10 protein-coding genes are annotated in these 22083 nt (G+C 68.2%); 4 read left to right on the forward strand and 6 right to left on the reverse strand.

The features are described from left to right. Positions 1–12 precede the first annotated feature (12 nt). The 5 genes from AB0B64_RS10375 to AB0B64_RS10395 form a co-directional block, all read right to left on the reverse strand. On the reverse strand, positions 13–1260 hold the full coding sequence (locus AB0B64_RS10375; RefSeq protein ID WP_358176242.1) for an extracellular solute-binding protein: 1248 nt from the start codon (positions 1258–1260) through the stop codon (positions 13–15). Between the two features lie 17 nt (positions 1261–1277). Then, positions 1278–1979 (reverse strand): FCD domain-containing protein, encoded by a 702-nt coding sequence (locus tag AB0B64_RS10380; protein WP_357938728.1) that lies wholly within the window; start codon positions 1977–1979, stop codon positions 1278–1280. A gap of 125 nt (positions 1980–2104) precedes the next feature. After that, positions 2105–3112, reverse strand: coding sequence for a T3SS effector HopA1 family protein (locus AB0B64_RS10385; protein WP_358176245.1), 1008 nt, complete (start codon positions 3110–3112; stop codon positions 2105–2107). A gap of 16 nt (positions 3113–3128) precedes the next feature. Continuing rightward, a complete protein-coding gene (locus AB0B64_RS10390; protein ID WP_358176248.1) occupies positions 3129–4112 on the reverse strand; it encodes a T3SS effector HopA1 family protein in 984 nt (327 codons plus the stop codon). A gap of 11 nt (positions 4113–4123) precedes the next feature. Further along, on the reverse strand, positions 4124–17131 hold the full coding sequence (locus AB0B64_RS10395; protein ID WP_358176251.1) for a hemopexin repeat-containing protein: 13008 nt from the start codon (positions 17129–17131) through the stop codon (positions 4124–4126). Positions 17132–17262: 131 nt separating this feature from the next. Between AB0B64_RS10395 and AB0B64_RS10400 the strand changes: the two genes are divergently transcribed. The 4 genes from AB0B64_RS10400 (at position 17263) to AB0B64_RS10415 (ending at position 21010) form a co-directional block, all read left to right on the forward strand. Further along, positions 17263–18246 (forward strand): LLM class flavin-dependent oxidoreductase, encoded by a 984-nt coding sequence (locus AB0B64_RS10400; protein WP_358176255.1) that lies wholly within the window; start codon positions 17263–17265, stop codon positions 18244–18246. 229 nt (positions 18247–18475) lie between these two features. Continuing rightward, positions 18476–19402, forward strand: coding sequence for an ATP-binding cassette domain-containing protein (locus AB0B64_RS10405; protein ID WP_357938719.1), 927 nt, complete (start codon positions 18476–18478; stop codon positions 19400–19402). Beyond that, entirely contained in the window at positions 19399–20217 is an 819-nt protein-coding gene (locus AB0B64_RS10410) for an ABC-2 family transporter protein (protein WP_358176258.1), read from the forward strand. The genes AB0B64_RS10405 and AB0B64_RS10410 overlap by 4 nt, the downstream gene beginning before the upstream one ends. Continuing rightward, positions 20210–21010 carry an ABC-2 family transporter protein gene (locus AB0B64_RS10415; RefSeq protein ID WP_358176261.1) on the forward strand — a complete coding sequence of 267 codons (801 nt, stop codon included), beginning with the start codon at positions 20210–20212 and terminating at the stop codon, positions 21008–21010. Before AB0B64_RS10410 ends, AB0B64_RS10415 begins: the two co-directional genes overlap by 8 nt. Positions 21011–21022: 12 nt before the next feature. Here AB0B64_RS10415 and AB0B64_RS10420 read toward each other — a convergent pair whose 3' ends face one another. Then, positions 21023–21802 (reverse strand): DeoR/GlpR family DNA-binding transcription regulator, encoded by a 780-nt coding sequence (locus AB0B64_RS10420; RefSeq protein WP_357938713.1) that lies wholly within the window; start codon positions 21800–21802, stop codon positions 21023–21025. Between the last annotated feature and the right edge of the window lie 281 nt (positions 21803–22083).

A 22083-nucleotide genomic window follows, 5' to 3' on the forward strand; every position in this document is an offset into this window, starting at 1 on the left:
GGGCACGCCCGCTCACTGGTGCGTACTCCAGTAGTCGTCGGCGGCCTTCTGGATGGTCTCCAGCACTTCCTTGTACGTGCCAGGGTCGGTCACGAACTTGCTGAAGCCGTCGAGCGCGGCCGTCAGGATCGGCGGCGGCGTGGCCTCGAAGTAGCGGTTGACCAGGCGATACTTGCCGCCGCCCGCGTCCTTGGTGACCTGGCCGAGCGCCTCGTCCTTGATCGTCACCTTGGGGTTGGCGCTGACGTCGCCGCGGGTCGTGGCCCACTTGTCCTGGGCGGGCTGCGTGGTCCACCACTTGAGGTACTTCTGGCCGGCCTCGGGGTCGGCCGCCTTGGTCAGCGAGCAGAGCGGGCCGCTCTCGAAGATCATCGAGGTCTTGGGGAGCGAGGCGTTCACGTTCGGGATGGCGAAGAAGCCGTAGTCGGTGCCGGCTTTCAGGTCGCGCTGGGTCATGCTGGTGTTGAACCAGGTGCCGAAGGAGACCATCGCCGCCTTGCCGTTCTTCAGCACATCGCCCGGGTCGGTTTTATCACCGGGATTGATGAAATATCCGGCGTCGATGAGCTGCTTCCACTTCTCCATCACCTGGACCACGCCGGGGTCGGTGTACTTGGCCTTGCCCGTGGAGAGGCGGTCGTACAGGTCGGGGTCCATGCCCGCCATGAGCTGCTCGAACCAGACGAAGGAGAACAGCACGCTGGTGTGGTAGAAGGCTTTGACGTTGTTCTTCTTGAGGGTTTCGGCCACCTTGACCAGCTCGTCCCACGTGGTGGGGGGCTGCAGGCCGTACTTGTCGAAGACCTTCTTGTTGTAGAACATGCCCCAGTAGGCGACGTTCATCGGCACGCAGTACTGCTTGCCGTCCACCGTGTAATAGGGGGCCAGGTCCTGCGACAGGTCGCCGGCCTTGATCGCCTCCTGCCAGATGGCGGAGGTGTCGGCCACCTGCTTCTGCTTGACGATCTCTTCCAGCATCCCGCCGGTCTGCCAGGTGAAGAGGTCGGGTTTGACGTTCGTACGGAACGACGCCTTGATGAACGCCTGATACTGGGCCGAATCGGTGTAGCCGACCGGCTTCATGCCTAAGCTGATCTGCTGCTTCGACAGAGCGCCCATCTCGTCGAAGTATTTGCTCCAGGCGCCCTTGTCGTTGTACAGCGACAGTTCGGACTTCTTCTGCGGCGCCTCGGTATTGCCGCCACAGGCGGCGAGAAAGAGAGCTGCCACGCCGAGCGTGACAACGCGTGACCGGATCATGCCCCGGCCTCCTTGTTTCATTTGGGGGGGTCTTGCAACCTCTGCTCTATTACGGTCTTGACGTCCACCAGGTGAGCCCGCATGCGCTCCTCGGCCGCCGCGGCGTCACGCGCCTCGATGGCCTCCAGAATCGCCAGATGCTCGTCGTAGTCACGGCGCCGGTCGTCGAAGAGCTGCAGGATCTCCCGCTGCTCGGGACCGTGGACGGTCAGCAGCGAGTCGACCACCTCGTGCAGCACGCTGTTGCCCGCCAGCCGGGCCGTCGCCCGGTGGAAGGTCATGTTGGTGTCGTGCAGCTCGGCGTCCTGGCCGCGCAGGTGCCTGGCGGCGGCCTCGAGCACGCGCTGGAGCGCGACCAGCTCCTCGCCGGTCGCGCGTGCCGCGGCCATCGCGGCCAGCGGCGGCTCGATGACGATGCGCGCGCCGAGCAACTCGAGCAGCTGGGCGGCGTGCATCTCCCGCATGTTGGGGTTGGGGAGCACGAGCCGCTCGATGTCGGCTCCGACGTAGATGCCGGACCCGTGCCGCATCTCGATGGCCCCGGTGGCCTCGAGTCTGCGCAGCGCCTCACGCAGGGTCGGGGTGGTGACGGCGAAGCGCTGGGAGAGCTCCCGCGTCGAGGGCAGCCTGTCGCCCGGCCGGTGCCCACCTGTGCGGATGAGCTCCAGCATGCGCTCGGTCAGAGCGTCGGAAAGGCTTGGCCGCGTTACCTCGGACATATCAAGTCATCTAATCACTTTTCCTCATGGCCGTCTATGAGGAGATTAGCTTTGAGTAAAGAACCTCAGTGCTCAGGCCAGGTCGCCGCCTGGCGGGGTGCTCGCGCAGGCGGCGACCAGCGGCCTCAGGGCGTCTTGACATGCCGGTGCGGCTTCACGGGATCTATGCGCTCACTCCGGAACGCGTGGTCCACCAGTGTGGCGAACGCGGCCTCATTGGGCACCGCGTCGTTGTTCTTTATGACGTCATCGATGACGTTCGCCCGGGTCTCGGTGAAGCTGTTGTCTAATTTCTGGACGTAGTACTTCGGCTCCTCCGCCCAGGCGACTCCGGGGGTGAGGAAGGAGTAGAAGGGGGCGAACTCCGAGTCCCGCTCCGCTTCGGGGACCGCCGTCTCGATGGCCGAGACGAGCTGCTTGCCGACGTCGTCGTCGGCGGCATTCGGGTCCTTGAGCGCGTAATAGACGACCAGTTTGTCGTATTTGACGGATTTTTGGGTGTCCGCCTTGCTGGACAGGAACACCTTGAACGACCTGAAGAACGGACCGACGTTGCCGTCCTTGAACAACGGGACGAGACCGCGCACCGCCTTCAGCGCGGCCGCCTGGTTCTTCACGTTGACGATGAGGCGCCGGGCGCGGTTCGCCAGGGTTTGCGCTTTCTGCGCGCTGGGCAGCGGGTGGGCCTCGTTGGTCAGGTGGAAGTAGTCGCCGGCCCGTAGTCCCCTCCAGTTGTCCGACGCGCTCTGAGCCTCCACCTTGTAGTCGCCCTGCGTCTGGCCATTGAGCAGATTTTGGAACTCCGAGTTGCCGATGGGCGTGTTCAGGTAGCCGGGCGGACCGTCACCCATGAAGGAGTACACGCGCTTGGTCCGCGAGGTGGGGCGTCTGCGGCCGGCGCTGTTGTAGTACTCCCGGTAGGCCTTGGCGAGGAAGTTCCGGTTGATGACGGCGTCACTCGGGCGGCGGGCCGGGGCCGAGGCCGGCCTCGCCGGCTGGGAGACGACACTCGAGCCCGCCCCGCGCTTGGTCTTGCTCACCGACTTGACGACGCCGTGTGAGGCACCGGAAACGCCCGGAGTGGTGGAACGCTTGTTCTTCTTCTTCTTTTTCTTGAGCGTGTTCTTCGGCATCGACCGTCTCCGGGGGTCAGGGCGTCTTGGCGAGGTGGGTGTGCGGCGCGGCCGGGTTCACGCCCTTGGCCGTGAAGGCCGCGTTCACCAGGTCGATGAACGCCTCCGCGCTGCCCACCTTGTCGTTGTGCTCTATGACGTCCGCGATGATGTCGCGGCGGTTGCTGGTGAAGCTGCCTGCCTGCCTGTCCAGGAAGTACTTCGGCTCCTCCGCGAAGGCGACCCCCGGAGTGCGCGTCTTGTAGAAGGGCGCGAACGCGCTGTCCAGTTCGTCCGGCTTCACCGTGTCGGTGATGGTTTCGGCGATGCGGTCCCCGACCAGGTCCGACCCGTTCTTGTCCGCGTCGGAGGTCGCGTAGTAGATGACGAGCTTGTCGTATTTCACCTTCTTCTTCGCGGCCGCCGTCCCCGATAGGTAGATCTTGAACTTCCTGAAGTACGGCGAGACGTCTTTGTCCTTGAAGAGCGGTGTCAGGGCCTTGGCCACCTTGAGCCCGGCTGCCTGCGTCTTCACATTGACGATGATGCGCCGCGCCCGGCCCTCCAGCGGCATCTCTTTGTAGGCCTTGTTGCTGACGTGGAAATAGTCGCCTACTGCCAGCGCCTCATCCAGGAGCTTCCCGTTCTGGCTGGACACCCTGTAGTCGGGATTGTCGGCGGTGAAGCCGCGGGACTCGGCGTCCGTGACCGCGTGCTCCAGGTAGCCGGTCTCGCCTTTGCCCATGAAGGAGTACAGGCGTTTGCGCAGCTTGGCCGTCTTCGTATGGACCCCGTTGACGTAGTACCTCTGGTAGGCGTTCTCCAGGAAGGCCCGGTCCGACGGCGGGTTCACCGGCGGCTTGGGCTGTGGGGCGAGGGGCTCCAGGTCGACCAGCGAGTCCGACCGTTTGAGTTTGGTCAGGACGACGGTCCCGGCCAGCTCTTTCGCGGTGGTGGGCTCCGGGGACTGACGGGTCTTCTTCCTGGTCGTGGCCTTCTTGAGCTTGCTCAATAGCGACATGTCCGGCTCCCCTACTGAACACTCGCCCGGTACGTGAGCACCAGGCCGAGGTTGGTGAGAGCCGCCTTGTCACCCTCCAGGACCAGCACCCACGGGTTCCCGCCGACGCTGAGACCGGGGGTGCGCAGGAGCTTGCCGTCGTTGAGCGCGAGCCTCTTGTCGCCATTGAGCAGGAAGCGCACCGAACCGCGCCCGGCCAGCTCGTACCTGGGGTAGACGCCGGTGATCTGCCGCCCGCTGATGGCGGGGAACAGCTCCGGCGTGAACGGCAGGACGAGCTGGTCGTCCTCGCCCTCCTGGAACTGGGCCCACTCGTCGGGGAACTCGCCGGCCACGTCGAAGTAGCGGGCCGACGCGTACGGCTTGAGCATGCCCTTGACCGCGTTGGCGAAGACCTCCCCGCCCTGGTCCGCGCTGTACTTGACGGTGACGACCACGTCGCTCAGACCGGCCGGAGCCGGGCCCGACAGCTGCAGCCGCCACCGCGAGACCGCCCCCGTGCCCTCGAACGGCAGGTAACGGTCGTCGTCCAGGCGCAGCTCGAACAGCCCGTTGTTCTCCTTGTACTCCTCGATGTCCGACAGCGCGATCTGCTGGCCGGAGCGCCAGTCCGGGCGCAGCGTGTCGGGTGGCGCGCCCTTCGGGTCGAGCAGGAACTTGACCGCCTTCGGGTCGGCCGCCAGGACGGTCTTGCTGTCGAGCTGCGTCAGCGTCGCGTAGACGCCGAGCGGCCCGTCCGCGCCCAGGAAGGAGACCGACAGCGTCCGGATCCGGCGCCGGAAGTGCCCGGGGAAGTCCCGGTCGAACAGCGCCTCGGTCAGCGCGAACTCGCAGCGCCCCTCGCCGCGCAGGGCCAGCAGGGCGAGCGGGTCCAGGCCCAGCAGCGAGACCTTCTTGGTGATCTCCATTCCACGGCTGTCCGTGTCGACGTACGCCTTGCCCAGCCGTTCCAGGTCGAAGCCGAGGCTGTCGCCGGCGAGCAGGCCGTTGCGCCGGCTCTCCCAGTACATCGGCTGGATGTAGCCGCCGTCGCCGTTGTTCTCGCCCCGCTCGAACTGGTAGGCCCGCTCGGCGGACCGCGCCATCTCGTACGCCAGGTTGTAGGTCTGGAAGTACAGCCCGGACATCCGCCCGGCCATCCAGTGGTAGAGCTCGGCGCCCGCGAACTTGTCCTTCATGAACGCGGCCACCGCCTCCTGGTTGGCGATGTCCTGTGCGACGACGGCGAGCTCGCGCTGGGCGATCGTCAGCTGGTGCTGGGCGCTGGTCAGCTGGTGGCCGAGCTGGGTCACGTCGCTCTTGGCCATGTTGAGCTGGAGATCCCAGTCCTGCGCCGTGCGCTGCTGCTCCGACCGCACACCGATCAGCTCGCCGAGTGTGCTGTATCCCTCGGCCAGTGTGGAGGAGACGTCGGCCACCTTGTCGAGGGCGTTGCCGACCTGCTCGCCGCCGAAGCCCGTACCGAAGATGAACGGGCCGAGCAGTGCCTGCGGCACGCCCAGGGCGATCGAGGCGGCGATCTTCAGGCCGCCCGCGACGAAGTGCGCGTCGGAGCCGCTCTTCATCCGGGCCAGCTGCTCGACCTGGAGCGCGGAGAGCCCGTCGGCGATCAGCTTCTCGTAGTGCTGGACCCGCGCCGTCGCGCCGTCCCTGCTGGCCTCCAGCTCGGCCAGGTTCTCCTCGGCGACCTTGATCTGCGCCTCCTTGATGCCGCGCGTCAGGGCGAGGATCGTGCCCTCCTGCCGGTTCTGCAGCAGGGCGAGCTCCTCCACGTCGCGCCGCTCCAGCACGTTGAGCAGGTCGTTGCCGAACTGCCGTACCTTGTCGGCAAGGTCCTGGGCCTTCCTGAACACGAAGGCGAACCGGTAGTAGGGCACCGGAGCCGCCATCCCCTGCGTGAGCTGGTCGAGCGAGGCACCAGATGCGGCGCCGCGGACCAGCGCCATGACATCGGCGGGCGGCTCGAACAGCGGCAGCGGCCGGCTGACGCCCATGATGTCGAGCGACTGCCGGATCTTCCGCAGCCGGTCCTCGACGCGGGTCCAGTACTCGAAGAAGACGCTGTTCTCGGGCACGTAGAAGTACGGGCTCGCGACGCTCCTGTGCACCTCCCCGGGCCCCTCCAGCAGCGCTCCCCCGCCGGTCAGCGCCTTCAGCTCGTCGTCCAGCTCGTCCAGCTCCTCCAGGGGGAGGTGGCGGAGGTCCTCGTAGGTCAGCGCGGCCGGCAGCGGGCGCGGGCCGAGGACGTCCGGCCGCTCCCCCAGCAGGTCGTAGGCGAAGATGTAGAGCATCCTGGCCTCGTCGACGCTCTCGGCCGTGTACTGGCGGAAGAGCAGGTCACCCCAGTCGAGCAGGTTGTCGATGTAGGCCATCACCACGGCCCGGCGGTAGGCGGACGGGCGCAGCTCGGCGATCGCGTGCGGGTCGAACGGGTCGTCCATGTACGCCTTGATCAACTTCCCACGGTCGCCCATGAGGTCGTACTGCCGCCGGAGCCAGGCGATCATGGCGATCCGCTCCCGCAGGCCGGACGTCCCCGGCAGGGCCTTCAGCGCCTTGTCGATGTCCTTCAGCCTGGTGTCCGCGAGGCCGGCCAGGAAGTCCTTGTCCTCCTGCGAGAGCTCGCCGGCCTGCTCGAACGCCGGGGCCAGCGCCGCCAGCCGGTCGAGGATCGGTTCGAGTGCGGTCGCGACGGCCGAGCCGTCGAGGCCCAGCCCGGCCAGGTCGGCGCGGCAGCTGTCGACCAGCGCCCGCAGGTCGACCGCCAGGAACGGCAGGAACCGCCAGTACCTCACCCGCTCCGTCGGGTCGAAGACGTACTCGTACCAGATTCGCGCGTCCTCGAAGCGCTGGGCGTTGTTCAGCGCCTGCGCGATGAGCAGCGGGGCGTGGAAGAAGATCTCCCAGTAGTAGATGCCGTTGGCGCTCTGGAAGTCGAGGTGCGAGCTGGACGGTGTCCCGGCCACCTGCGGCCGCACCTTGATCGTGGTCGCGTCGGAGTCCTCGACGCTGAAGGCGGGCAGTTCGTCCGTCTCCTGGGTCTCGGGGGCCAGCAGCGCCGCGACGCCGCCGGTCAGCAGCTCCTTGTTCAGCCGGTAGGCCGTGCTCGACGTCAGCCGGACGATCTCGTGCGGCAGCCCGGCGAACTCGTACGGCCGCTGGGCCGTCGGCTCCGACGAATAGACGACGTAGTCGGCGCCGAGGAACAGGTAGAGCTTGGCGCCGTCGAGCACGCCGGTGAACTCGGTCTGGAAGCCCGCGGGCAGACCGCCCCAGTTGCCGGCGACCGGCCGGTACGCCAGCTGTCCCGTCGGCTCCTGCCCCGCCTCCAGAAGCGCGTACTCGCTCGTGCCGAGCACGTAGCGCTGCCGGTTGCGCTGGATCACGGCCTTGACCTGGCTCTTCAGCTGCTTGGGGTAACCGTCGTCGACGTAGTCAGGGACGGTTCCGTCCTTGGCGAGCGTGTAGCGGACCAGCTCCAAGCCGCTGGTCAGGTAGAGCTTGCCGTCGTCCACGTACGCGGCGTCGACGGACTCGGTCGTGCCTATGGCCGTGGGTATGCGGCCCAGCTCCCTGGTCGGGTAGGTCCGGCCGTCCGGGGCGAGGTAAGTGCCCGCCGTGTTGTCGAAGAAGTAGCCGCGCTCCTCGTAGGAGAACGCCGCGCCGACAGGGCCGCTCTGGGGCAGGCCCTCGGTGTTCTCGCTCAGCGGCTGCGGGGCGTCGGCGGTGTCCGCGCCGCTGAAGCGGATGTACGTCTCACCCGTGAAGACATAGAGGTGGTCGCGGTGGACGAAGGCCGAGTCCGCCACGGCGTCCTTGGGCAGTTCCCAGCGAGTGTTGATCCGCTTCACGTCGCGCAGGTTCGAGGAGTCGACATACACGTTCTCCGCGAAGGAGAGGAAGTACTCCACACCGTCGAGCGTGAACGCGGCGTCCACCTTCGCCCAGCGCGGCAGGTTGTCGGGGTTGGTGTCGAGCTGCTTCGGGTATCCGGTGTCGGGCGCCCCGAACGGTGCGCCCGAATAGCGGTAATACTCGGCGCCGGAGAAGACGTAGATGTGTCCGCCGCGCACGAGGACGGCGTCGACGACGCCGGACCTGAGCAGGCCGGTGCCGACGATCCCCCACCGCTCCTTGATGGGGGCCAGTTTCTCGGTGCCGAGCTTGAAGCGCTTGCCCGCGTTGTCGAAGAAGCATCGCCGGCCATCGGGCAGCTCGAACGCGGCGTCGATCCGCTTCCATTTCGGCAGCCCGTCCGGGTTGCTCCCCAGCGGGAGAAGTGGCTCCGCCCCGCTCGGCGCGGTCACCGGCCGGCACAGGAAGCTGCCGCCCTTGTGGTCGACGCTCAGCCACGGCCGGTCCAGGGTCCCGGCCGGCATGTTGAACCGGACGGCCCCGGGCTCGTCCACGGGGCTGCTGTCGGGCTCGGCGAAGATCTTGTCCAGCCGGATGGCGCGCGGGGGCTCCGCCACGCCTTCCGCGTTGACCGCGTACAGCTCGGGCGTGAGCGCGAACGCCGACCTGACCCCGGCGGCGTCGGAGCAGGTGACGATGATCGAGTCGTGCAGGCCGTCCGGCCCGCCGGGGACGGTCCTCGACGCCTGCACGTACAGCCGGACGCCGGTGATCTGCTTCGCCTGGGCGCCGTCGGCGGCCAGCAACTGCGCGGCACCCCATTCCCCGTTCAGGTTGAGGAAGGAGTAGTAGATCTTGACGCGGTACATAGGCGGCGGGGTCTTGACGTTCTGGGTGTCGCCGGTCTTCGTGGCGTCGATGGTCGTGTCGGACGTGACCACGACCGGGACCGTCTCCACGACCGTCCAGAACACGAACACGCGGCCGAAGGCGTGCACGGGGTAGACCCGGTCGGCGTCGATCTGGACGTCCACCTTGAGCCACGGCTCCCAGGTGGCGGAGAGGTTCACGCCGTCCCTGAACTCCGCGCCCCGGTAGTAGTAGCGGCGCGGCTCGGTCCGCGTCCGGCCGAACAGGACCAGACGCCGGGTGCCCTCGTCGGCCCCGTCCTCGGGGTAGACGTACCCGCCGGCGATGGCCAGCCTGGACACCTCTGTGTACTCGTCCAGATATCTCTTGTAGACCCGTTGTACGGTCTCCGGTGTGATCTCGCCCTGCAGCAGGTCGCTCTCCAGCGCCTTGAACGCGGGCGTCTTGTCGGAGCGCAGCTCGGGGCGCAGGTAGTTCTCGGGATAGAGGAAGACCTTCCTGTTGGCCTCCCAGAGCCGGTAGTTCTTCAGCCAGCCCCACCAGGTCTTCAGCCGCCGCCTGACCTCGTCCTCGTCGCGGCCCGGCGGGAGTGTGACCTCCTCCAGGTCGAGGAGGTAGCGGTGCACGAAGAGCTGGGTGGCCGCGATGGCCTCCCGGACGCGCGAGGTCCGGCCGGCGCCGCCCATGTCCGCGTCGATCAGGAACTTCTCGTACAGGTCGCGGGTGGATCTGAAGCCGTCCAGCCGGATGATCGCCGACGGGGCGAGGGCGTCGCGCTTGAGCAGGTTCAGCTCGTCGTGGAGCCGGCCCGACAGGGTGACCCAGTCCGCCGGGCCGCATGTCCGTTCGAGCAGGCCGGACAGGGCGGTGTTGGCGGCCTCGGGGGCCGGGGTCGCGCCGAAGACGCGGGACCAGACGTCGGTGTAGATCGTCGACGGCCCCGCGTCGAACTTGTCGGCGACCGCGAACACGTCGACCAGCTTCAGCACGAACTCGATCTCGAAGCGGTCCTCCTCCGGCGTGTCGGGCGTCAGCAGGGCGGCGTTGCGCTTGGCCCACCGCAGCTCGTCGGCGTCCCAGCCGAACAGGTCCGCCAGGTACCGGTACGGATCCTCGACGGCCGCCGGACCGTTCAGCAGGAACGCGGCCAGGCCGTCGGGACGCGACCGGGCCAGTTCGACGAACCTGACGATGGTGTGCAGATCGCTCAGCCGGTAGTCGGCGCTGTCCGACCAGCGGTGCTTGATCGGCTGCGGGAAGGTACGGTCCACGGCGTCGTAGGCGCCCGAGTAGCGGACGTACTCGTCGTCCCTGAGCAGGTACGTCCGGCCCTCGAAGACGAAGGCGCCGTCGGGCCCCGCCTCCTCGAAGGCGGCGGGCAGGTCGCCCCAGTCGTCCTTGACGGTCCGGGGATAGCCGGTGGCGACGTATTCGAGGTCGTTGGGCTGGTATCTGATGTACTGCCCCTGCTTGAAGGCGTACAGCTCGCCGGTCGGCGCGGCGAAGGCGGCCTCGATGCCCGGTCCCTCGGCGAACGCGTTGCGCACTTTGCCCCACAGGCTGTTGACCGGCTGGTCCGGCTCGGCCCGGTCGGCACGCAGGTATCGGGTGCCCTTGAACAGGTACGTCCCGCCGTCGAGCCCCCGGAAGGCCGCGTCGAGCCCGTCGGCGAACGCGTCGGGCAGGTTCGGCAGGTCCAGATCCTGGCTGAGCGAGCCGTCGATCGTGCGCGGGTAGCCGTCGTCGACGGTGTCGTACTCGGTGCCGGTGTACCGGACGTACTGGTCGCCGGAGAACAGGAACGTGTGCGGGCCCCCGACCAGCGCCGCGTCGACCTTCTGCCGCTCCACGAGGGTGTTGCGCACGCCGCCGAGCAGCCCGAGGTCGTAGTCGGCCTCGGCCGTCACGGACACGACGTGGCAGGCGCCGCCCACGAACAGGTACAGGTTGCGCCGGTTGACGAGCACCGCGTCCAGCGGCCGGTCCGTCACCGCGTCCTCGAACGCCTCGGGCAGGCGGGCGAACGCCTCCTCCTGGCGCAGGTTCCCGATGATCTTCTTCGGGTAGCCGGGGTCCACGTAGCGGTAATCCGCGTTGGTGTAGCGGACGTACTGGTCGCCGGAGAACAGGAACGTGGTCTGGCCCCCGTACACACAGGCGGCGTCGACCGTGGTGAACGGGTGGAGCGCCCGGCCCCACCGCTCGCGGATCGGGGCGAGCGGCGAGAAGGCGCGGTCGGCGTAGCGGGCGTAGCTCTCCCTGAAGAAGAAGTACGTCGCGCCGTCGGTCGCGGTGAACGCGGTCCTGAGGGCGTCGCCCGGCTCCAGGCCGCGGCCGAAGTCCCGCCAGATCCGCTCGGTCGGCCGCGGGTAGGACCACCGCCCGGTCGCCTCGTCGAACTGGACGCACCGCTCCCCGTACAGCAGGAGCATGGTGCCGCCCTCGAACAGCACCGCGTCGGGTACCGCGGCGCGCTCTTCGCCGGGGACCTCCCAGAAGCCGGCGTCCGTGACCATGGGGTAGCCGTCGTCGGGCTGCCGGTAATCCTCCCCCGAATAGACCAGGTAGCGCAGCATGCCGTCGTCGTCCGGGTGCTCGAAGACGTAGGTCTTGCCGTCGCGCACGTACGCGAGCGCCACGCCGGTCAGCCCGGCCCAGTGGTCGGCGATGGGCAGCGGGTCCCCATCGATCGTGTCGCTGGTGCCGGTGTAGGTGACGAACTGGTCCCCGCTGAACAGGTAGGTCTTCCCGTCCTGTCCGGTGAACGCCGCATCCACCGCGTTGTCCTGATAAATCGTGTTACGGGGTCGGCCCCACTCCTCTGTGAGCGGGTACGCCCGGTTCAGCCGGGTGTTGAAGCAGTTCGGGCCCTTGAACAGGTACGTGGTGCCGTCGGCGCCCTCCAGGACGGCGTCCAGGCCGGTCCTGAACTCCTCCGGCACCGGGCGCAGCGTCCGCGGCCGGACCGGCGTCGCCCTGACAGTCGTCCCCTCGATCGCGGACAGCCGCCGCCAGCCGTCCGGCCCCTCGACCAGCACCGCGCCGTCCTCGACGAAGGCGCAGCTCACCGGCGCGAGATCGTCGTAGCTCCGGTACAGCTCGCTGGAGACGACGTGGCACCGCGCCCCCCTGAACAGGTAGACGTTGCGCCGATCGGCGAAGGCCGCGTCCACGCCGTCGAGCGTGACGCTCAGGTTGCCCAGCCGCGGCTCCCGGTGCAGGTCCGCGAGGGCGCGCGGGTAACCCTCCTGCACGGTCGTGTAGTCATAGCCCTCGTAACGCACGTACTGGTTCCCGGAGAACAGGTACGTGTACGTACGCGTGACCTCGACGCCCTCGACCAGCTCCGTCGCGTCCATGACCAGCGTGGCGTCGACCCGCCCGGTCCTGGCCAGGTTGCTGATCACGTTGCCCCAGAACGCCGGGACACTCGCGGGATAACGGTCGTCGATCCTGGTGTAGTCGCGGGTGGAGTAGCGGGCGTACTGGTCGCCCGAGAACACGTACGTCCGGCCGTCCTTGCCGATGAAGGCGGCGTCGACCCTGCTGAAGGGGATGCTGTCCCAGTGCTCGCGCAGCGTGCGGGGCTCGGACCACCAGCGGTGCCGGTGGTCGAACACCACGAAACGCTCGCCGGAGAAGAGGTACGTCTGGCCGTCCCCGGCGCTGAAGACCGCGTCGATCGTGGTGAAGGCGGGGTCGTCCGCCAGCGCGGCGGGCAGGTTCCACCAGTTGTCGGCGACCGGTTTGGGGTAGCCGACGTCCGGCGTGGTGTAGTCCCTGGTCGAATAGCGGACGTAGAAGTGGCCCGCGTCGGCCTGCACCCGGATCCGCTTGGCCTCGCGGACGAGCGTGACGTCGATCCGCTGCTCGGTGACGACGTGCCAGTCCGTGGCCGTATCGCTGCCGCTTCCGCCGATGATCACGTTGTCGGCGAAGGTCAGTCCGTGCTCCATGAACCGCCGCCGCAGCGCGGGCGACAGGCGACCGGCTTTCAGCTCGTTCTCCTGCTCCAGCGGCACGTCGAAGAGCTCGCCGCCCGAGCCGAACAGGTACGTCTTGCCGTCCATCACGAACGAGGCGCCCACCGCGCGCAGCCCGCCCCAGTCGGGGGCGATCGCGCGCGGGTAACCGAGGTCCACGACGGAGTAGTCGGCGCCGGAGTATCTGAGATATCTCCCGCCGCTGAACAGGTAGGTCTTCCCGTCCAGCCCGGTGAACGCGGCGTCGACCGTACCGCTGGGCAGCACGGGGGCCTGCACGCCCCAGCGCTCGGCCGTCGGGACCGCGGCGCCGTCGCCCTTGGCCGTCCGGCCGTCCTTGAACAGGTGGACGGCCCCGTCCCAGTCGGCGAAGGCCGCCTCGATACCCGACTCGAACTGCCCGGGGATGCCGGGATAGTCCGACTCGATGCGCCGTGGGTAGCCGTCGTCCACACGTAAGCCGTCGTTCTCGATGCTGCCGGAGTAGCGGATCACCTGGTTACCGGCGAAGAGGTGGACGCCGGTCGCGTCGGCGTAGGCCGCGTCCACGCGTTCGGCGCCGTCGAAGACGTTGCGGACCCGGCCCCACCGGTTGGCGATCGCCTCCTCCGTGCCCCCTACCGCGAGGTAACGCTGTCCCGTGAAGAGGTGGATCCCGCCGTCGCGGTCCTGGAAGGAGGCGTCGACCGACTTCCTGAACGCCTTGGGCAGCGGCGTGTCGTGGCCCTCCCCCTGCCACCACTCGTCGATGCCGCGCGGGTAGCCCTCGTCGACCACCGTGTAGTCAGGGGTGGTGTAGCGGATGTACTGATCGCCGGAGAAGAGGTAGGTCTTGCCGTCTTCATCTACGAACGCGCTGTCGATCCGCTGGGGGTCGTCGAAGTTGTTCCTGACCTTGCCCCAGACCTGCTCCTTCGCCGCCCAGCGGGTGCCGCCACGCTCCCTGACGAAGGCGCGTGAGGCGCCGTCGCCGCCGTGGCCGATGATCCACTCGGTGCCGTCGGGGTGCGCGAACGCGGCGTCCACGCCGGTCAGCCCGGTGAACCGGGTCGACAGCTCGATGAGCTGTTTCGGCCGCGGGTCGGCCAGCGCGTACGTGGCCTTCGCGTAAGTCCAGTAGCCGCCCTCCCCGAACAGGTAGATGTTGCCGTCGGAGCTGTCCAGCACGGCGTCGAACCGGTCGAGTCCCGGCGGCAGCGCCAGCGGCTCGGGGTATTTGCCGACCAGGTCCTGGTCCTGGAAGGACACGGCGACCTCGGTGGGGTCCAGGCCGAGCTTGGCCGCGAGCAGCGCGAAGCGCCGGATCCGCCGGTATGCCTGCCGGAAGTGCGGATCCGGCGGCACGGCCGTGACCTCGACGGTCTCCTCGGCCGCTATGAGGGCCGGCGCGGCCAGCACGTCGAGCGCCTCCTGGACGCCGCCGGTCACCGAGACGCAGATCGCCTCGACGGTCGCCGCGGGCAGGCCGAACGCGTCGGCGAGCACCGACCATAACGCCGCCTGCTGCTGCTCGGCCAGCCGCTCCAGCGTGTCCGTGATCTCGTCGACCGCCGCGCTGAGCTCCTTGGCCACGGGGTGCAGCAGGAAGAACAGCTCCTTGGCGTAGTCCTCCACGCCGGGCACCGTGAAGTCGAGCGCGTTGGTCGCGACGCGGAAGTAGTCGAGCCGGTCCTCGGGCACGGCCAGCGCCTCGTCGAGATGCCCGGCCGCGACGAGCACGTTCACCAGGTCGGCCCGCTCCCCGTCGTCGAAGCCGAGCTCGGTGACCGCCTGGAGGTCGAGCCGGTACGGCTGCTCGTCCTTCAGGATCTCCGCGATCCGGCCGGCGACGATCACCTGCTCGGCGGGCCGGAACCCGTCCCCCAGGTCCACCTCAACGCTCTCGTCGAGCACCCGGCCCTCCTGGAGGTAGGGGCCTTCGAGGGCGTCGATCACCCGCTGAGCGATCGCGTCGTCGGCGACGTCCACGAAGTCGTCGGGCGTGAAGGCGTACGTCTCCTTCTGGAAGGCCGCGATCTGCTCCTTCATCGCGTCGAGGATGGCCCGTCGGCGCGGATAGAACTCCAGCGCCAGCCCGAAGTCGTCCAGCCGCAGCCCGGCGAGCGCGACCTTGTCGAGATAGCCGCCGTCCTCGTCGAGGTAGCCGTTGAAGCGCAGACTGGCCAACAGCGCCGCCTCGTCCACCCGCAGCTCGGCGAAGATCTCGGGATCGAGCGTGAGCCGCTCCCGCCGGAACCGCTCGACCCGGTCGAGCAGCTCGGCCAGTACGCCCGGCGCGACGTCGTCGAGATCCGCGTTGACCATGAACCGCCCGGCGTTCGCCTCGTCCGCGAAGAAGCCGGGGTCGAGGACGTCGCCCTCGCTGTCGAGGTAGCCGTTGAAGACGAGGTTGTCGTACAGCTCGGCCTGCTGCTCCTCCCTCAGATTGCCGAGGGAGGCCAGGTCGGAGGGGAAGAAGGACGCGGTGCCGTTGCCGAGGCTGTTGATCAGTTTGAACAGCGGCTCGGCGAACGAGCTGTAGTCCCTCGCCAGCCGCAGCTCCGCCACCGTCTTCGGCAGCCCGTCGGCGACGAGCGCGCCGTCACTCTGGAGGCGGCCGGCGAAGACCAGGTTGGCGAAGATCTTCGCCGTCAGCCGCTCGTCCAGCCCCAGGTCGACGAAGTCCTCCTTGACGATCACCCCGAGGTCGGTGACGGCGTCGTAGGCGGCCTGCCGCGCCTTGGTCCGGTCGAGGCGGAGCAGGCGCTCGTCCCGGTCGGAGACCACGCCGTCGTCGTACGCGGTCAGGACGTCGTGGATCACCTGGGCCGCCCGTTCGCCGAACCGGCGCGACACGAACAGCTCGGGGGTCACCGCGACCGACTCGAACCGCTGGTTGATCCCGTCGAGCACGGCCACCTGGTCGTCGTCGGCCGGCGCCCCGCCGCCGAGGATGTCGGCCAGCTCCTGGGCGCTGAACCCACCGGCCTGCATCCAGCGCCCGACGGCGAGCAGCGTCTGCGCCAGCCACAGGCTCGACGCCACGTCCGAGCCCTCGAGGATCCGGTAGCAGTCGCGGGTCCGCGGCTCCGTACCGCCGAGGATCGGGAAGGTCGTGTACCGCTGCAGCGACGGATCGCTCTCCAGGACCTCCAGCAGGTCGAACAGCTCGCCGACGGACAGGCCGAGCGCCGCGACGAGCCGCCCGGCCCGTTGCAGCAGCGCGATCGCGGACAGCCCGATCTCCCCCCGGTCGAACGGGCTCGGCTCCAGCGCGGCGTACCTGTCGCGGTAGCGCAGGACGATGTCGACGATGTCGTTCTCGGCCGTCTCGATGGAACGTGCCAAACGGCGACGGTACTCCTTGTTGTGTGTTGCCAGGATGTCCCCGGACATCTCGGGCAGGTCCTCGAGTTCGGCCGGTTCGATCGGCACGGCCAGGCCGCACACCCCGTCGACCGTCAGCTCGTAGCCCTTCTGGAGGAACACGACCACGGCGATGGTACGCAGCGCGGCCGCGTCCAGCTGGTTGTCGCAACAGGTGGTGAGCACGCGGTCGAGGTCGGTCATGCTCAGACCGGTCTTGCGGGCCAGCCGGACGAACCTGTTGACCCGCTCGAACCACGCGAACCCGGCACCGACCAGTCGCCGGCCGTCTATGGCCGTAGGGGCCTCATTTCCCCCATTGACGAAGAACTTGGCGGGCGGCCGTTGCGGATCATCGCCCTCGTAGACCAGCTCGCGTACCTCGACCGTGGTCAGCCCGGTCGCCCGCCTGAACCGCTCGACGTCCTCCAGCGCGCTGAGCGGCTCCTCCGCGCCGAGCCCGTAGTCGGCTCTGAGCTGCTCTTCCGAGGTAACCGGGACGGTCACGACCTGGACGTCCTCGGCCGAGAGCGCGAGAGACAGCCGCGCGACCACGTCGGGATCCACATCGGGAGCGAAGAGCCGGTAGAACTCCTCGGGCGCGACCTTGAGCTGGCGCAGGTACATCTTGAACTGCTCGGCCAGCAGGGAGAACGGCATCCCGAACGGGTGGCGGGCCGCGCGCAGCGTCTCGTACGGGTCGCTCCCGACGACCGTCTCCAGCACCTCGTTGACGATGTCGAGGTAGGGCGACTCGGTGAACGTGTGCTCGGCGTCGAGCGGGATCCTGGCCAGATCGGGCCGCCGGGCCAGCAGGTCGGGGTCCCGGAAGACGCCTTCCAGGAGCCTGAGGAGGTCTACGAGATAGGCGGCCGGTGAGTAGACCGACCGGGCCTCGTCGCCCTCGTAGAAGTCGAGTTCACCGAAGAGCTGCTCATAGCTGGGTAACGCGTCGTCCCTGCGCAATGTGATCCCCCCTGTTTGGATCCCCGTGTGTGCCGCCCCATGCTCGCCTAGCCATGGGGGGAGGAATACTGGCCGCCGAGGTAACTGTTCGGTGCCGAAATAACCCAGACTCGTCTGCGGTTGCACCATTCATGGCTTTCCCGCTCTCCATCCTTGACCTTGCACATATCGGCGACGGAGAGACGGCTGGCGACAGCTTCCGCGCCAGCGTGACCATGGCCCAGCGCGCGGAGGAGTGGGGCTACCAGCGGATCTGGTACGCGGAGCACCACAACATGCCCTCCATCGCCTCATCCGCGACCAGCGTCCTCATAGCCCACGTAGCCTCACAGACCCAAACGATCCGCCTCGGGGCCGGCGGCATCATGCTGCCCAACCACGCCCCGCTGACCATCGCCGAACAGTTCGGCACGCTCGAAACCCTCCACCCCGGGCGCATCGACCTCGGCCTCGGCCGGGCGCCGGGCAGCGACCAGCAGACCATGCGCGCCCTGCGCCGCAACCCGGCCTCCGCCGACGACTTCCCGCAGGACGTACTGGAGCTCCAGGGCTACCTGACGGGCGAATCCCGCATCCCGGGCATCGACGCGACCCCGGGCAAGGGCACTGACGTGCCGCTCTACATCCTCGGCTCGTCCCTGTTCGGCGCCAAGCTCGCCGCCATGCTCGGCCTCCCGTACGCCTTCGCCTCCCACTTCGCCCCGACCGCGCTGGAGGACGCCGTCACGCTCTACCGGCGCGAGTTCCAGCCGTCCAGGCAGCTGGCGGAGCCGTACGTCATCGCCGGGGTCAACGTCATCGCGGCGGACACCACGGAAGAGGCGGAGGCGCAGTTCCTGGAGGCCAAGCGCAGCCGGGTGACCCGGTTCCTCGGCCGTGGCCAAACGTTCACCCCGGAGGAGGCCGACGTCATCCTCGCCTCACCGGCCGGGCAGCAGCTCCTGCAGATGGCCAAGTACTCCGGCGTCGGAACCGCCGCCGAGGTGCGGGACTACCTCGACCGCTTCGCCAAGCAGGCCCAGGCCGACGAGCTGATCGTCGTCTCCATGGCCCCCGACCGGAAGGCCTGGCTGCGCTCCCTCGAATTGCTAGCGCCGGGAACAATCGGCGGCTGACCATAGTTACATAACTCGTGGCCGGTGTGCCCAGTGTCCCCGGGCCTCACCTATTGCCTTCGCGGAATACCGTTCGGCTGGAGCCGCGTTGCGCCTTTCGCCGAGAGGCGACACGCACACCGGTACGCACTCGTAAGGCCGAGGCCCCGCCAGAACATTGGCGGGGCCTCAGCTGTTTCTGGGCCGGAAATTAGTTGCCACGCCGCATCCTTCACTGAAGGATGTCTTCATGATCAAGGTCGAGTCACTGACGAAGGTCTTCCGCCGGCCTCGAACCTTCTCCGGCCCCATGGGCACCCTGCGTACCCTCCTCACCCGCCAGTACGACGAGCGGATCGCCGTCGACGACGTCAGCTTCGAGATCCCCGAAGGCGAGGTCGTCGGCTACCTCGGCCCCAACGGCGCGGGCAAATCCACCACCGTGAAAATGCTGACCGGCATCCTCACCCCCACCAGCGGCCTGATCGAGGTGGCCGGACGGGTGCCGTGGCGGGACCGGAAGGCCAACGCCAGGTCCGTCGGCGTGGTGTTCGGCCAGCGCAGCCAGCTCTGGTGGGACCTGCCGCTGATCGAGTCGTTACGCCTGGTCGGCGACCTGTACGACGTACCCGCCGACCGTTTCACCACCTCGCTGCGCCGCATGCGCGATTTGCTCGGCCTCGACGACTTCCTGGACACCCCCGTCCGTCAGCTCAGCCTCGGCCAGCGAATGCGCGGCGACCTGGCGGCCGCCATGCTCTACGAACCGCCCATCCTGTACCTGGACGAACCGACCGTCGGCCTCGACGTCCTGGCCAAGCAGGCGGTACGCGAGTTCATCTCCGACACGAACCAGGCCGGTCGCACCACGGTCGTCCTGACCACCCACGACCTGGCCGACGTCGAGGCGCTGTGCAAGCGCATCATCGTGATCGACAAGGGCCGGGTGCTCTATGACGGCGGCATCGACGCGCTCGTCACCGCCTACGCCCCGCCCCGGCGGCTGGCGATCCACCTGGCCGACGGCCAGACCCGCACCTTCGACATCGCCGGCGGCGCCTCCGTCCCCGAGTTGATCGGCCAGGTCGCCGCCGAACAGACCATCCGCGACCTGTCCATCCAGGAGCCCGACCTGGAGGGCGTGATCAAGCAGCTGTACATCGAGGGCGCGCGATGATCCGCCCCCTGATCGGCCCTTTGATCAGCCCTTTGATCGGCCCTTTGCTCGGCATGGCCCGCATCGGCCTGCGCTTCCAGCTCGCGTACCGCAGCGACGTGATCATGACCGTGCTGACGCTGATCGCGCAGGTCTTCCTGCTGCGCATGGTCTGGACCTCGGTATATGGCGCGCAGCAGCAGGCCCAGGGCATGACGCTCCCGCAGCTCCTGGCCTACCTGAGCCTGGCCAACCTCCAGGCGTTCGCCACCACGCCGGTCATCTCGTACATCGCCCTGTTCAGGATCCGTACCGGCATGGTGTTCTTCGACCTGTCCCGGCCGACCGGCTACCTGCCGCAGCTGGCCGCCTTCCAGGCCGGACACACCTCCGGCGGCCTCCTCCTGCTGGCCCCCGCCATACCGGTGGTCCTGCTGGTCGGCTCGATCACCCCCACCGGCCAGCCGCTCGCCTACGCCGGGACGCTGCTGCTCGGCTACGCCATCTCGGTGCAGCTGTCGCTGCTCATCTGCCTGATCGGCTTCTGGACGCTTGAGACCAGCGCGATCGCGCTGCTGTACCGGCTGACCAGCCAGTTCTTCGCCGGGACCCTGGTCCCGCTGTCGTTCTTCCCCGGCGCGCTGGGCACCCTGGCCGAGGCGCTGCCGTTCAAGTACCTGGGCTATGTCCCCGCGGCCGTCTACGTGGGCCACCTGTCGGGCGCGTCTGTCCTGCACGCGCTGGCCGCCGAGGTCGCGTGGGTCGCCGGGCTCACGGTCCTGCTCTGGGCGGTATGGCAGCGGGCCCACCGCAGGGTGGTGATCAACGGTGGCTGAGCTCACCCGCACCCTGCGCCTGTACTGGCGACTCCAGCGTGCCACCATGCGCGGCGCCCTGCAGTATCGGCTCAACGCGCTGATCGGCATCGCGACCGGAGCGGTCTACCAGGGCAGCGGCTTCGCCTTCGTCTGGGTCGTCATGCACACCTTCCCCTCCATGGCCGGCTGGACCTTGCGGGAGATCGCCTTCCTGTACGGCCTGCGCCTGACCGCCCACGCGCTCTGCATGCTGCCGCTGAGCAGCCTCATCTTCATGGAATGGCTGGTCCGGGAGGGCGAACTGGACCGCGTCCTGCTCCGCCCGCTCAACCTACTCCTCCAGATCATGACCAAACGCATGGGTGTCGGCCAGGTGGGCGACCTGCTGACCGGCCTGGTCCTGTTGCTGGTGGCGGCCCCCGCCTGGAGTCCGTCCATGGCAGCTCTCTGCCTGCTGGCCGTCATGGGCGGCGCGCTGGTGGAGGCCTCGGTCCACCTGTCGCTGGCGTCCCTGTCGATGCGCATGCTGGACACCGCCGCTCTGCGCGGGTTCCTGGATGACGTGTTCAGCAAGTTCGGCTCGTACCCGATGAGTGTGTTCGGCGGGGTTACGCAGTGGTTGCTGACGTTCGTGCTGCCGGTCGCTTTTGTGGCCTACGTACCGGCGAGCGTACTGCTGGGCAAGGCAGCGTCGCTGAACGTACCCGCCTTCGTGGCGTACGGCAGCCCGTTCCTGGGCATCGCCCTGTTCGCCCTCGCCTACCGCTTCTGGTGTCACCAACTCCGGCACTACCAGAGCGTGGGCAGCTAGGACGTCGGGGCCTCATCCCACGGTGACCAGCTCCACCTCGGCGTCCTTCAATGCCACGGCGAGGTCCTCGGGCGGCGGCGCGTCGGTGACCAGGACCGATACCCGGTCAAGGCCGCAGATGTGCACGAAAGCGCTCCTGCCGAACTTCGACGCGTCGGCCACCACGACGACCCGCGTGCCCGCGTCGATCATCTGGCGCATCATCTGGGCCTCTTGCAGGTTGCTGGTGGACAGCCCACCACTGGCCGAGATGCCGCCGACGCCGATCACCGCGGTGTCGGCGCTGATGCCCTGGGTGTCGGCGAAAGTCACCGGCCCAATGGTGACATTCGACGAGATACGGCAGCTGCCGCCGATGACATAGAGGTCGCGCACGGCGTCCTGCGGGATCTCGGGGGGCAGGCGCAGATTGTTCGTCACCACCGTGAGGTCACGCTTGCCGGCCAGCGCCCGGACCACCGCGAGCGTGGTCGTGCCGCCGTTGACGATCAGAGTCTCGCCGTTGGAGATGAGCTGCGCCGCCGCGATGCCGATGGCCTGCTTGGCCTGGTGGTGCACGGCCGCGCGGCGGTCAAAGGGGATGTCGGCCGTGGCCAGTTCGTCCGTGCGCATCGCGCCACCGTGGGTGCGGGCGATCAGCTGCCGCTCCGCGAGGTGGTCGAGGTCACGACGCACGGTGTCCATTGACACGGCGAAACGTTCTGCCAGCTCGGCGACGGTGGCGTGACCGCGTTCGCGGACGTGCCTCACGAGTTCGGCGCGACGCTTCGCGGGCAGTGCCGTGTCCTGCATGATTCACTCCTGCGATGCGGCTAATTGCGGCTAGTTTCAGGTTCCTGCGATTTCTTGCAACCTAACCATTGACCCATTCGCAATAACAAGCATACTGTGGAAGATGTAGGCAAGTCTGCCTGAGCGAATACGGCAGGAACCCGCAACCTTGTCATCCCCCGGACCACTGTGTTCAGACTCCTGCGTCTTAGGAGAAGCGATGACAGCCAGCAGGCCTCGGCCCTTCATGCGGCGCGCCGCACTGCGACTTGGCGGCGCAGCGGCCACGGCGCCGCTGCCGG

It is taken from the genome of Nonomuraea sp. NPDC049129 (genome assembly GCF_040648495.1).
GTDB lineage: Bacteria > Actinomycetota > Actinomycetes > Streptosporangiales > Streptosporangiaceae > Nonomuraea.